General features: G+C 34.1%; 10 protein-coding genes. 4 read left to right on the forward strand and 6 right to left on the reverse strand.

Features of this window, described 5'->3' with window-relative positions; translation table 11 throughout:
- Positions 1 to 51: 51 nt before the first annotated feature.
- The gene (gene fbaA, locus GQR94_RS12040) at positions 52 to 1,119 is read right to left on the reverse strand and encodes a class II fructose-bisphosphate aldolase (RefSeq protein ID WP_158975735.1); all 1,068 of its coding nucleotides are present in this window, start codon (positions 1,117 to 1,119) and stop codon (positions 52 to 54) included.
- Positions 1,120 to 1,264: 145 nt separating this feature from the next.
- Positions 1,265 to 3,949, reverse strand: a complete 2,685-nt coding sequence (locus tag GQR94_RS12045) for a BamA/TamA family outer membrane protein (protein WP_370458252.1) — start codon at positions 3,947 to 3,949, stop codon at positions 1,265 to 1,267.
- Here GQR94_RS12045 and GQR94_RS12050 point away from each other — a divergent pair.
- Positions 3,884 to 4,606, forward strand: a complete 723-nt coding sequence (locus GQR94_RS12050; RefSeq protein WP_158975737.1) for an RNA methyltransferase — start codon at positions 3,884 to 3,886, stop codon at positions 4,604 to 4,606. The genes GQR94_RS12045 and GQR94_RS12050 overlap by 66 nt on opposite strands.
- An 8-nt stretch (positions 4,607 to 4,614) precedes the next feature.
- Here the strand turns inward: GQR94_RS12050 and GQR94_RS12055 are convergent, their stop codons facing one another.
- Both GQR94_RS12055 and ubiE read right to left on the reverse strand, forming a co-directional pair.
- Positions 4,615 to 5,313, reverse strand: coding sequence for a porin family protein (locus tag GQR94_RS12055; protein ID WP_158975738.1), 699 nt, complete (start codon positions 5,311 to 5,313; stop codon positions 4,615 to 4,617).
- A gap of 3 nt (positions 5,314 to 5,316) precedes the next feature.
- Positions 5,317 to 6,045: a bifunctional demethylmenaquinone methyltransferase/2-methoxy-6-polyprenyl-1,4-benzoquinol methylase UbiE gene (ubiE, locus tag GQR94_RS12060; protein ID WP_158975739.1), complete on the reverse strand. Its 729-nt coding sequence runs from the start codon at positions 6,043 to 6,045 to the stop codon at positions 5,317 to 5,319.
- 267 nt (positions 6,046 to 6,312) lie between these two features.
- Between ubiE and trkA the strand changes: the two genes are divergently transcribed.
- Both trkA and GQR94_RS12070 read left to right on the forward strand, forming a co-directional pair.
- Positions 6,313 to 7,662, forward strand: coding sequence for a Trk system potassium transporter TrkA (gene trkA, locus GQR94_RS12065; protein WP_158975740.1), 1,350 nt, complete (start codon positions 6,313 to 6,315; stop codon positions 7,660 to 7,662).
- On the forward strand, positions 7,662 to 9,152 hold the full coding sequence (locus GQR94_RS12070; RefSeq protein ID WP_158975741.1) for a TrkH family potassium uptake protein: 1,491 nt from the start codon (positions 7,662 to 7,664) through the stop codon (positions 9,150 to 9,152). The genes trkA and GQR94_RS12070 overlap by 1 nt, the downstream gene beginning before the upstream one ends.
- Before the next feature lie 630 nt (positions 9,153 to 9,782).
- Here the strand turns inward: GQR94_RS12070 and GQR94_RS12075 are convergent.
- Positions 9,783 to 10,973, reverse strand: coding sequence for a pyridoxal phosphate-dependent aminotransferase (locus tag GQR94_RS12075; protein WP_158975742.1), 1,191 nt, complete (start codon positions 10,971 to 10,973; stop codon positions 9,783 to 9,785).
- A 16-nt stretch (positions 10,974 to 10,989) separates the two neighbouring features.
- Complete coding sequence (locus GQR94_RS12080) at positions 10,990 to 12,090, reverse strand: acyl-CoA desaturase (RefSeq protein ID WP_158975743.1); 1,101 nt, start codon at positions 12,088 to 12,090, stop codon at positions 10,990 to 10,992.
- Positions 12,091 to 12,206: 116 nt separating this feature from the next.
- Between GQR94_RS12080 and rsmG the strand changes: the two genes are divergently transcribed.
- Complete coding sequence (gene rsmG, locus GQR94_RS12085; protein ID WP_158975744.1) at positions 12,207 to 12,842, forward strand: 16S rRNA (guanine(527)-N(7))-methyltransferase RsmG; 636 nt, start codon at positions 12,207 to 12,209, stop codon at positions 12,840 to 12,842.
- Positions 12,843 to 12,930 lie beyond the last annotated feature (88 nt).

Consider the following 12,930-nt stretch of genomic DNA (forward strand, 5'->3'; position numbering starts at 1 on the left):
CATTGAATATTTAGTTAAACGGATATTATTTTGAGTTAGTTAAACTGTACACTATAGCGTGTTTTCGTTATTTAAATCAGCAAATGCTTTTTTCAAACGCGTAACAAATGTTTTTTCGCCTTCACGTAACCATACTCTTGGATCGTAAAATTTCTTGTTAGGCTCATCAGCACCATTAGGGTTTCCAATTTGTGCTTGCAAGTAGTCTTTTTTATCTTGGATGTAATCACGAATACCTTCTAAGAATGCATATTGTAAATCTGTATCAATATTCATTTTTATAACACCGTAACTAATTCCTTCTCTAATTTCTTCAACTGTAGATCCTGAACCACCATGAAAAACAAAATCAATATGGTTGTGCTCTACGTTATATTTTTTAGTGATGTATTCCTGAGAATTTTTTAAAATTTTCGGAGTTAATTTTACGTTCCCTGGCTTGTATACTCCATGGACATTACCAAATGCAGCAGCAATTGTAAATCTAGGACTTACTTTTGATAATTCTTCATAAGCATAAGCTACTTCTTCTGGTTGTGTATATAGTTTAGAATCATCTACATCAGAATTATCAACACCATCTTCTTCACCACCAGTAATCCCTAATTCAATCTCTAAAGTCATTTCCATTTTTGCCATTCTAGTAAGGTATTCTTTACAGATAGCAATATTTTCTTCAAGAGGCTCTTCAGATAAATCAATCATGTGAGAGCTGAAAAGAGATTTTCCAGTTTCTTTATAATGTTGTTCACTAGCATCTAAAAGACCGTCGATCCAAGGTAATAGTTTTTTAGCGCAATGATCCGTGTGTAAAATTACAACAGCACCATATGCCTCTGCTAATTGATGTATATGTTTAGCTCCTGCAATTGCACCTTGTATAGCTGCTTTTTGACCGTCGTTTGATAAGCCTTTTCCTGCATTAAATTGAGCACCACCGTTTGAAAATTGAATGATAACAGGTGCGTTTAAACTTGCTGCCGTTTCAAGAACTGCATTAATAGTATCTGAACCAATAACATTTACTGCTGGTAAAGCAAATCCTTTTTCTTTTGCGTAGTCGAAAATTTCTTGTACTTGGTCTCCAGTTGCAACGCCTGGTTTTATATTATGAGCCATAATTATTATTTTCTTGAATTAGTAATTGAAATATTGAATAACAAAAGTAATAAAATATTTAAGAGAGTGTCTCCTTTTTATCTTCAAACAGTGTGCTGAGGTTCTTATTCTCTCGCGATAACGTTTTAGTTGTTATACCTGTATTTTAAAATGGATAATTAATACCGATTTGTAACACAGAATTTGCGAAATTATAGTCTCTAAACCATCTTTTTGATAGTTCTTCAGCGGGATTGTATGTTTTAAAACCTAAATCTACTCTAAAAACAAAGTAAGTAAAATCATAACGGATACCAAAACCTGTCCCTAATGCAATGTCCTGCAAGGAGCTTATTCCGTTAAACGTGGCATCGGTATTTTCAACGTTATCATAAACGTTCCATATATTACCTGCATCTGCAAACAGACCTCCTTTTATATTTCCAGCGATAGGAAATCGGTATTCAAGGTTAAACGCTAATTTGAAATTCGCTTCATTAAAATCATTTAAATTATCCGTTTTTCCAGGTCCTAATGTATAAGGGCTCCAAGCGCGGTTGTCATAAGAACCACCAGCGAAATAACTACGGGAAAACGGAATGCTATTAGAGTTGCCGTAAGGAATAGCGATACCCATAAAGCTTCTAAAAGCTAAAACTTTAGATTCAGATAAATCCCAATGTTTAATATAGTCAAATTCTGTTTTTAAATATTGTGAGTAAGGAACACTAAATACAAGCTTGTTGCCATCTTCATCTTCGTTAAAAGGAATGCCGGTAGCTGCAAGGGATAGTAAATTACCAGCGCCTTCTATTTTAAATTTAAATTGATGAAAGCTATTGTCTGTTAAACTCGTTTGATTGTTTTTTGAAAACGTATAGTTGGTGGCAAATATTAAATTGTTTTGCGTTAAACGTTCGCGCCTTTCTTCAATACTACGTACCTCTTCGTAATCATCGCTTGATGAGGTTACTTCCTCGTCCAGTATTGCTTTTGTAAAACCAGTAGTTCCCTCAGGTATAGTAAGTCTAAAATCACCATCTTCACCTACAGGTTCATAATTTTGCGATAAATTGGTGTCTGTTTCATAGATATCTTGATCAGCAATAGTGTTTAATCTAGAAAAAGAGCTTTGATAAACATAGAAATACCGATCAATATTTACATTTTTCACATATTGAATGTTAAGAAGTTCAATGTTGTGTTTTAATTGTGTGTTAGGAGACCAACTATACCCCAAAACACTATTTAATGTTTGCTTGTCTAAACCAATATTCTGCTGAAAACTCGTTCCAATGGAGATTCTAGTTTTTGGAAGCATGTAATAAGGTATAATTTTTTTGGTATCGATAAACGGGAACCAGATACGTGGAAAATCTAATGCAATATCACCACCAAAATCTTGTACATTAAAAAACTGACGGTCTGATACATTAGGATCGCTTGATGCGCCAATATTTGCAGTGGCTGAAATGCTTAGATTTTCTGCTCCTTTAAATAGGTTTCTAATATTCAACGCTGGGGTGAAGGATATACCAAAGTCTTGAATGTTTGATCTGCTAACATCGGTATCAAAACTCAAGGAATACTTATCACGCGCGGTTAAATAAATGTTAGATGCTAATGATGCATTGCTGCTATCTGCTATGATTTCAATGTTAGGATACTTGAAGTTATTTAAGTTATTTATTTGCCTGTAAGTACGTAATCTATTAATATCTCTGTAGACGCTATCTTTTTCCATGAAAATTGCATCGGTAAGGGCTTTGGGTTTGTAGTTGAGTTTATCCTTATAATAAATGGTAAAGCCTTTAAAATTTACAGAGTCTAGTTCTTTAGGATTGTTTGCAAAGAGATGATCTGCAAAAATATTTACTTTACTAAATTTATAAACTTTGTATGCTGTTTTAGTAGAGTCCCCTCTTGTTTTTAAATTGTCAATATTTAAAGCAATAATCATTTCTTGATCGTCTTTTGCTGCTATGGTGTCTGTAATGATGTCATAACTAATAGAACTCTCTTGAAAATTATAAACCCCTTTATTTCTAAATAACTCTGTTAATCGTTCTCTTTCTTGTGTAAAGTTAGAAAGATCAAATTGAGTTTTGTTTTTTACAGCAGATGTTGTCTTATTAAGTTGGTATATAGAATCTATTGCAGGCGACGCGATGACGCTATACGTAGAGTCAATCATAAAGGGTTTACCTAATTGTAAGTCGTAAGTAATGGCCGCTTTTTTCTTTCTTTTAGTGCTGTCTATCGTAAAGTTTCCTGTGGCATTAAAATAGCCTCTATTGCCGTAATACGCTTTTATCCGTTTTAAAGATTTGGTGGTCTTTGCTGTATCTATAATAACAGGAGCTTCTCCTATTTTTTTAAACCACTCGCTATACCCTTTGACCATGAAAGATTCGCCAAGGCTGTCTAGTTGTTTTTGTGAAATAAGTTTGCGCCACCTTTCCTCGCGTTTGTCTTTTTTGTGAAGCCAAGCTTGGTAGGAAGAATCTGGATTTTGTTTTGCTAAATTGTACAGGTTTAAGCGCAAAGGGTATCCCGCCAAAGAACTGTTGGGTTTTTGAATAACAAGACTTTTTACATTCTCGTCTTTAATTTTATCACCATCTGCAAGTATTGTGTTATCTATGAGTAAAAGCTCATCGTCTTCTACTCTTTTTAACGCATTGCAAGACACGATGATTAAACCTAAAAATAATAAGACTATTTTTGTGCTGTTATTTTTCAAACTTAATTTAGATTCTAAGAAAATCAAAAATACGTTATTTGTATGGTTGGTAAAAGCCAAATAAAACTTATAAAAAGCCTTCAGCTTAAAAAAAATAGAATTCAACATCAATTGTTTGTAGTAGAAGGTTTAAAAACGATTCAAGAGCTTTTAAAATCTTCTTTTGAAGTTTATAAGGTGTTTAGTACAGATGCAGGTTTTGTTTCAGATAATGAAGAAATTTCAGAATTAATCTCGGCGGCTGATTTAAAGAAGATGAGCTCTTTGAATACCCCTAATGGGTATTTAGGAGTGTTTAAAATGTCAAAAGTAGGTGCCATTCAGCTGAATGATTGGATTGTCGCGGTAGATACTGTTCAAGATCCTGGGAATTTAGGAACTATAATACGGCTGTGTGATTGGTTTGGGATTAAAAATTTAGTGTGTAGTGCTACGACCGTAGATTGTTATAATCCGAAAGTGATACAAGCGACCATGGGTTCTATTACAAGAGTGAATGTTACCTATTTAAATTTAACCGATTTTTTGCAAACCTCAGAACTGCCCATCTATGGCGCTTTTATGGATGGTGAAAGGGTGTATGATTCAAAAATTTCTTCAAAAGGAATTCTTGTGATGGGGAATGAAGCTAACGGAATTTCGTCTGAGGTAGCAACTTTTATCACGAAAAGAGTGTCCATACCACAATTTGGAGCTCAAACGGCAGAAAGCTTAAATGTGGCAACTGCCACTGCTATCTTATTAAATGAAATAAGGAGAAGTTAGTTTAGGTTTTATTCAAATGTGAAGTTTACAAAAATACCTCTAGTTCTAATTCCAGAAAGATTTCCTGTCCAAGGGCTGTCAGGATCATTGTCCGGCACCAATTCATTATTCATTGCAAAAACACCGCGAATTGATGGGGAAAATTTAAAATATTCCGTATAAAAATCTATCCCAAACCCAACTTCCCAATTGTAGTTGTTTTTGGTCATTCTAAAGGTTCCTGTACTATTGTCGTCTAAACTGTCCTCGTTACTTCCTAAATTTAAAGAGTAAGATACACCGCCAACAATATAAGGTTTCCAGTTGCCAATTCTTTTTGTGCTGGCTTTTAGTAAAAGTGGAAAATTAATATAAGTAGATTTTACAATTCTTAAAGCTTCGTTTTCGGTAGTAAATCCTCTAAAACCAATAGTTCTTTGGGTATAAAATAAACCAGGTTCAAATCTAAGGTCAAAAAACTGATTTAAACGTAATTCACTTATTAAACCTACATTAAAACCTGTGCTTGTAGAAACTAGATTGTCTCCATCTTCAGGAACGTCAATGTAATCAAATTTAAAGTCTAATGAATTAAATCCTAAAAAATAACCCCAATTTAAAGGCGCTTCATCTTCGTTTTGAAGATTAAGAATAGGCCTTTCATTAAACTGAGCTTGTGTAGTTAGGCATATAAATAGACCTAAAAACAGAAAAAAAATGTTTTTCATACCTTACTTTGTAGCTACATATATAGATGCTACCCCAAGTGTTTGGGGTTTGTTCTCTATATCTATAAACCCAATTTTTCGTAAAATATTGTTGAACTTTTCACCATAAGGGAAAACTGCTGCAGATTCTGATAAATATTCGTAGGCAGAATTATCTTTTGAGAATAATTTTCCAATCTTAGGCATAATTTGTTTTGTGTAAAAATTATAGCCTTGTTTGAATGGAGTTTTTGTAGGTACAGATGTTTCTAAGATAGCTAAAGTGCCTCCTTTTTTTAGTACTCTGTATATTTCTGCAAGTCCTAATTCTAAGTTTTCAAAATTTCGAACTCCAAATGCAACGGTTATCGCATCAAAAGTATTTTCATTAAAAGGAAGGTTCTCACTATCGCCAACAATCATTTCAATCGTATTGTCTAAATGTTTCTGGGTTACCTTTTTTTTGCCTACGGCTAACATTCCTGGCGAAATATCTAAACCTACTATTTTACTCGCTCCAGTTTCAACAAGATTTATGGCTAAATCTCCTGTGCCTGTTGCTATGTCTAAGATAGAAGTTGGATTTTTTTCTTTGAGTATAGCGACAACTCTTTTTCGCCATTTAATGTCTATTCCAAAAGAGATTACTCTATTTAAACCATCGTAATTAGTAGAAATAGTATCGAACATTTGGGTGACTTGTTCTTTTTTTCCTAAATCAGAATCTTTATAAGGAGTAACTTTTTTACTCATGGGTGCAATTTTCTTGCAAAGATACAATTTCGAATTTGCTTTATCATAGCTAAATTGTACAATAAACTCGGTGTTATTCAGTTTTTTACTTGTGGGTTTTTAATTACAACAAAATAAAATTATGTAATTTTGTGCTTCAAAATTTTGCGAACTTTTCAAAACATGGGCTGTAGGAGCAATTTTGCTTTTCTAGTATATTCCAATACAAACAAATCCAATCGTAGCCACGGCTTGGATTAAATTAACGGAAAACAATTTTTTTAATTCATGAAAATTATTATTGCAGGGGCTGGTGAAGTAGGATTTCATTTAGCAAAATTATTATCCTATGAATCTCAAGATATTACCTTAATAGATTCAGTGAAGGAAAGTTTGTCTTATGCGGATACGCATTTAGATATACGTGTTCTTAAAGGTGATGCCACTTCTATTTCTGTATTGCAAGATGCGCAAGTAGGGAAGTCAGATTTGGTAATTGGAGTAACGTCATCAGAAACTACAAACATTACGTTGTGTTTGATGGCAAAGCAAATGGGTTGTAAAAGAACCATTGCAAGAATTTCAAATACGGAGTTTAAAAAATTTAAAGACGTTGTTGATTTTAAGAAATTAGGAATAGATGAATTAATTTCTCCAGAAGAACTTGCAGCGCAAGAAATACAATTGTTGTTGAATAAATCTGCTTTCAACGATACTTATGAGTTTGAAAACGGAGCTTTGATAATGGTAGGTGTTTCTTTGCCTAAAGCTGCTCCTTTTGTGGGGAAATCGGTAAAGGAGGCTGCTCAGATATTCCCGGAACTTCATTTTATGCCTATAGCTTTGCAGCGTACAGGTACCCAATATACACTTATACCTCGTGGAGATACCGTTTTTAAAGAAGGCGATCAAGTCTATTTTATCACTTGTAAAGATGGGGTAGATGAGCTTTATAAGCTTACCGGTATGGTGAAACGAGACATTAAGAATGTGATGATTCTTGGCGGTAGTAAAGTTGGGTATAAAACGGCTAGAGATCTTTGTGGAAAAAAGTTTAATGTAAAACTTATTGAGAAAAATAAGGAAAAAGCTTTTGATCTTGCAGATGAATTGCCAGATGCACTGATAATTAATGGTGACGGCCGTAATGTAGAGTTGTTAGAAGAAGAAAATTTGGAGTCTATGGATGCTTTCATCGCGGTAACAGGAAATTCTGAAACTAATATTATGTCGTGCTTGGTGGCCAAATCAAAAAATATAAAAAAGACGATTGCTTTGGTTGAAAATATGGATTATTTTCAATTGTCTCACTCTATTGGGATTGATACGTTGATCAATAAAAAATTACTTGCTGCAAATAATATATTTAGACATATTAGGAAAGGTGAAGTAGTGGCTTTAACGCGTTTGAATAATTTGAATGCGGAAATATTAGAGTTTATAGTGAAACCACAATCTGCCGTTAATGGAAAAATTATTAAAGAATTAGACTTTCCGCGTGAAGCTACCATTGGTGGTGTTATCAAAAATGGCGAAGGAATTATTGCGTTAGGAGATTTTAAAATACAACAGGGTGATAGGGTAGTGGTATGTTGTTTGCCGAGTTCTATTCCTAAAATTGAAAAAATGTTTCTTTAATGGGATTGAACTACAGAATTATTTTTCATCTTATGGGGCTCCTGTTACTTTGTAATGGTGGGTTTATGATTCTTGCTGCTATTTTTAGTGGTATATATAATGATGGCGCTACTTTAGATATTACTTTGGCAGCTATTGTAACGATGATTGTCGGGACATTATCCATGTTTCTAACCCGCGGTCATAAAAAAGAAGTAAAAAGAAAAGAGGGCTATATTATTGTAACAGGAGGTTGGTTAGTAATGTCGCTATCTGGGGTGTTGCCTTACTTATTTTCTGGTGCTATACCGGATTTTACCAATGCTTTTTTTGAAACTATTTCAGGATATACAACTACAGGTGCTTCAATCCTTGATGATATTGAAGCCTTACCTGAAGGAATTCTCTTTTGGAGGAGTTTAACGCATTGGATTGGTGGGATGGGGATTATCGTTTTAGCGATTGCTATTTTGCCGCTCTTAGGAATAGGAGGCATGCAATTATTTGCTGCAGAGGCTCCGGGGCCGAGTAGTGATAAGTTACATCCTCGAATTACAGATACAGCGAAAAGATTATGGTTAATCTATTTTGGGTATACGGTAGCAGAAACCATCTTATTAAAATTAGCGGGGATGTCCTTTTTTGATGCTATAAATCATTCTTTGGCTACCTTATCTACAGGAGGTTTTTCTACTAAAAATTTGAGTACCGCATATTGGAATGACCAACCGATGATTCAGTATATAATCATTTTGTTTATGTTCCTTGCTGGGAGTAATTTTGTGTTAAGTTATTACGCCTTTAAAGGGAAAGTGCAAAAGATTCTCTTTGACGAGGAATTTAAATTTTATACCATATTTGTTGTCGCCTTTACGCTTATTTCCGCTTTGGTAGTGTATTTAGGTGCTAATGTGGCGGTTTCGGAATACCATCCAATGATCTGGGGAGAAGCAGAAAGTGCATTTAGGCATTCTTTATTTCAAGTATTGTCGGTGATTACTACAACTGGATTTGTTACGGCAGATTTTACAAATTGGACCCATTTTTTAACCATCTTTTATTTTGGCTTATTCTTTCTTGGAGGTTGTGCTGGTTCAACATCTGGTGGTATTAAAGTAATGCGACATTTGTTAATTATTAAAAACGGATTATTAGAATTTAAACGGACACTTCATACGAATGCGGTAATCCCAGTACGTTATAATAATAAAACGGTACGCGAACATATTGTATATAATATCATTGCTTTTTTTGTACTGTACATGCTTATGTTTATTATTGGGTCTTTAGTGTTGGGGGCCTTAGGTTTAGATTTTGAATCTGCTATTGGTGGTGCTGCTTCTTCATTAGGTAATGTGGGCCCTGGTTTAGGGAGTTTAAATCCGTTAAGTAACTTTAATGGTTTGCCTAATTTAGGCAAATGGTGGTGTGGGTTTTTAATGCTCTTAGGGCGTTTAGAACTTTTTACCGTTTTAATTCTGTTTACTCCATATTTCTGGAAGAAAGTTTAATTTAAAAACTTCAATTGCAATACTTGTTTTGGAAATCGTCACAAGTAGCGCGTACTCTAAAAAAATGATGGAAGATTTTCTTTGTACTAATTCATTAGTAGGGGCCTCAGTTGTTATTTTAAAGACCGTGAAGTTCAGAGATTTATCATTGCAAGTAAATTGCTCGTTATTTAATTCAAAGACGGGTAGATCGGGTAATTGAGCTATTTTTTAAAGAACCATCGTAGTAAGGGGTGCAGTCTATAATGTCGTCCTCTAATTCTATATCCTGTGATCAATTCGTTGTGCAGGGCTTTATTCTTTTTGTTGGTAAGTAGAAAGGAGCTCCGTTATTTTTAATGCCTCCTTTTTAAAATCTGTAATTTACTTTCTCTGCCTTGATACTTTCGTGATAGGTTACAAACCCGATTGTACAAATTGGCTTCAAGGAATGAAAGATCATTCTGTGTTCGCTCATACCTATTATCTATTGAACAGTATAGACACAGAGCTACCTAACATTGGGGCATGGCATTTATTTTTGATGTAAAGATGAACTGTTGTAAGGTGGTTTTGAGTGCTGGGTTTTTAAATAAAAAAAGCGCCTCAAGGTATATCGAGGCGCTTTGGTATTGTAAATAAATACTTTTATTAAGAAACAGCTTTTTTAATCCTAGCCATTGCCTCTATAATTTGTGCTTCACTTGCAGCGTAAGAGATACGTATGCAATTGTTGTTTCCAAAGGCATCACCTGCTACTGTAGCTACATTAGCAGCTTCTAATAAGTACATAGAAAAGTCAGATGAATTGTTGATTTTTACGCCGTTTAAGGTTTTTCCAAAATATGCTGTGACATCTGGGAAAACATAAAATGCTCCTTCTGGTTCATTACATTTAAATCCTGGAATATCTTGTAATAATCCTAGGATTAATTTTCTACGTTCTTTGAACTTGTCTACCATATATTGAATGCGGCTAACAGGTTCAAGTAAGGCAGTAATGACAGCTCTTTGTGCAATACAGTTAGCGCCACTAGTTACTTGTCCTTGAAGTTTATTACAGGCTCTAGCAATATATGCAGGAGCTCCAATATAACCAATTCTCCATCCTGTCATAGCAAATGCTTTTGCTACTCCGTTAACGGTAACTGTACGATCATACATATCAGGAAACTCTGCCATTGATGCATGAGCAGTAACTCCGTAATTGATGTGTTCGTAAATCTCATCACTTACAACAACAATTTGAGGGTGCTTTTGCAAAACATCAGCAAGCGCTCTTAATTCTTCTTTGCTATAGATTGATCCTGTAGGATTGCAAGGAGAGCTATACCATAACATCTTTGTTTTTGGTGTAATTGCAGCTTCTAATTGCTCAGGAGTCATTTTAAAATCAGTATCTATTGAAGTTCCTACTTCAACAGGAACGCCATCTGCAAGTTTTACGATGTCACTATAACTTACCCAGTAAGGACAAGGTAGGATAACTTCATCGCCTTTATTTAGACATACTTGCGCTACATTGTACAACGATTGCTTTGCGCCAGTTGAAACCACAATTTGCGGTAAGGTGTAGCTTAAGTTATTATCTCTTTTAAACTTTGTTATGATAGCCTCTTTCAAGTCTACATACCCATCTACAGGAGAGTAAGAACTGTAATTATCATTTACAGCTTGTATGGCAGCTTCTTTAATGTAATCAGGGGTGTTAAAATCTGGTTCTCCTAAACTAAGACCAATAATGTCTTTCCCTGCGGCTTTAAGTTCTCTTGCTTTCGCAGCCATTTCTAAAGTGGCTGATATTGCTAAATTGTTAACTCTTTCAGATAATTGGTTACTCATTATATTATATAATTTTCTAATACTGTATAGACGGCTTTTTGCCTAGTTCTTTTAAATGACTAAAGTGCGAAATTATAGCTTTTCTTGTTGTCTTGTATTCGTTGTAAGGCAAATTAAACTCTTTTGCTGTCTCTTTAACAATTTTAGCAATTTTTGTGTAATGTACGTGACTTATGTTAGGGAAAATGTGGTGTTCAACTTGATGATTTAATCCCCCAGTAAACCAGTTTACAATTTTGTTTTTGGTACCAAAATTAACGGTCGTGAACAATTGGTGTATGGCCCAAGTATTTTTCATATTACCATTTTCATCTGGTAAAGGAGTTTCTGCTTGATCTACCACGTGTGCTAATTGAAAAGTTACACTTAAAATAACTCCTGCTACATAATGCATCACAAAGAAGCCTATTAATATTTTCCACCAAGAGATATCTAAAATGACCATCGGTAAAACGATCCAAATAGTTAGATAGATAATTTTTGTAATGACTAGTTTACTCCAGTTTACAAACGGATTTGGTAATTCGCCATACGATAATTTACGTTTTGTATAGCGATACATTTGCTGAAAATCTGTAGTAATTGCCCAGTTAAAGGTTAATAAGCCATATAAAAATACAGAATAAAAATGCTGAAATTTATGATGTTTTCTCCATTCCGCATGTTTTGAAAATCTAAGAATCCTTCCAGCTTCTAAATCTTCATCATGTTCGTGAATGTTTGTATAGGTGTGGTGTAATACATTGTGTTGTACTTGCCAATTGAAAACATTTCCGGCAAGAATATAAATACTTCCTCCCATGATTTTGTTAACCCATTTTTTGTTTGAATAGGAACCATGATTTCCATCATGCATTACATTCATACCTACTCCAGCCATGCCAATTCCAATAAGGATGGTTAGTAATAAGTTAGCCCAATTAGGTAAGTTTAAAGTTAATATTAAAAAGTATGGTGCAAGAAATAAGGCGAACATTACAGCTGTCTTTAAGTGCAATCTCCAGTCCCCTGTTTTCTTTATCTTATTTTCTTTGAAGTAATCGTTTACCCTTTTGTTTAGTGTTTTGAAAAACTGGGTAGAATCCTTTCTAGAAAAACGAACGGTTTCTTTATTCATGATATTGTTTTTAACAAAGATAAGTTAATTCGTTTTTAGTAATTCAAAATACCTTCTTAAAAAGGAAATAATTATGATTTTTAAAGTGTTATTTTTGCATAAAAATTACTTTGTTTATGGATGTTACTATATTGTTTAATCACTTTCCTAATTTAACTGAAGCGCAAAAAAGACAATTTACACTTTTGGCCGACTTGTATAAGGATTGGAATATGAAGATTAATGTGGTGTCTAGAAAAGATATTGATGAATTGTATATTAGACATGTATTACACTCCTTAGGTATTGCAAAATTACAAGAATTTTTACCGGGAACGACGGTGCTCGATGTGGGTACAGGAGGTGGGTTCCCAGGGGTTCCTTTGGCTATTTTATTTCCTGAAACACATTTTACCTTGGTGGATGCAATTGGAAAAAAAATAAAGGTTGTTGATGAGGTTGTCGCAGGCTTAGGAATTACCAATGTAACTACCATTAACGATCGGGTTGAAAATGTCAAAGGTAAGTTTGATTTTATTGTGAGTAGAGCGGTTGCGGCTATGCCTACATTTGTCCATTGGACTAAAGGAAAAATAAAGAAAGATTCACTTCATGAACGTAAAAACGGAATCCTATACTTGAAGGGTGGTGACTTAGAAGAAGAGCTACAAGGGTATAAAACCGTAGAACTTTTTAACTTATCAGATTATTATGATTACGAGTTCTTTGAAACTAAAAAGGTAGTGTATTTACCTTTAAAATATAGAGGATAAAAAAAGGCTCGATTTATGGATAAATCGAGCCTTTTTTTCTAAAATGGAGTGTGTCAATTTTAGATACTTAATAAACTTAAGTAAGATT

Origin of the sequence: Cellulophaga sp. L1A9 (assembly GCF_009797025.1) — a bacterium.
GTDB lineage: Bacteria > Bacteroidota > Bacteroidia > Flavobacteriales > Flavobacteriaceae > Cellulophaga.

What these genes read in the sequence shown, in the direction of transcription:
- fbaA (WP_158975735.1), bottom strand. Translation starts at nt 1,119, where the DNA reads ATGGCTCATAATATAAAACCAGGCGTTGCAACTGGAGACCAAGTACAA.
- GQR94_RS12050 (WP_158975737.1), top strand. Translation starts at nt 3,884, where the DNA reads ATGGTTGGTAAAAGCCAAATAAAACTTATAAAAAGCCTTCAGCTTAAA.
- GQR94_RS12045 (WP_370458252.1), bottom strand. Translation starts at nt 3,949, where the DNA reads ATGTTGAATTCTATTTTTTTTAAGCTGAAGGCTTTTTATAAGTTTTAT.
- GQR94_RS12055 (WP_158975738.1), bottom strand. Translation starts at nt 5,313, where the DNA reads ATGAAAAACATTTTTTTTCTGTTTTTAGGTCTATTTATATGCCTAACT.
- ubiE (WP_158975739.1), bottom strand. Translation starts at nt 6,045, where the DNA reads ATGAGTAAAAAAGTTACTCCTTATAAAGATTCTGATTTAGGAAAAAAA.
- trkA (WP_158975740.1), top strand. Translation starts at nt 6,313, where the DNA reads ATGAAAATTATTATTGCAGGGGCTGGTGAAGTAGGATTTCATTTAGCA.
- GQR94_RS12070 (WP_158975741.1), top strand. Translation starts at nt 7,662, where the DNA reads ATGGGATTGAACTACAGAATTATTTTTCATCTTATGGGGCTCCTGTTA.
- GQR94_RS12075 (WP_158975742.1), bottom strand. Translation starts at nt 10,973, where the DNA reads ATGAGTAACCAATTATCTGAAAGAGTTAACAATTTAGCAATATCAGCC.
- GQR94_RS12080 (WP_158975743.1), bottom strand. Translation starts at nt 12,090, where the DNA reads ATGAATAAAGAAACCGTTCGTTTTTCTAGAAAGGATTCTACCCAGTTT.
- rsmG (WP_158975744.1), top strand. Translation starts at nt 12,207, where the DNA reads ATGGATGTTACTATATTGTTTAATCACTTTCCTAATTTAACTGAAGCG.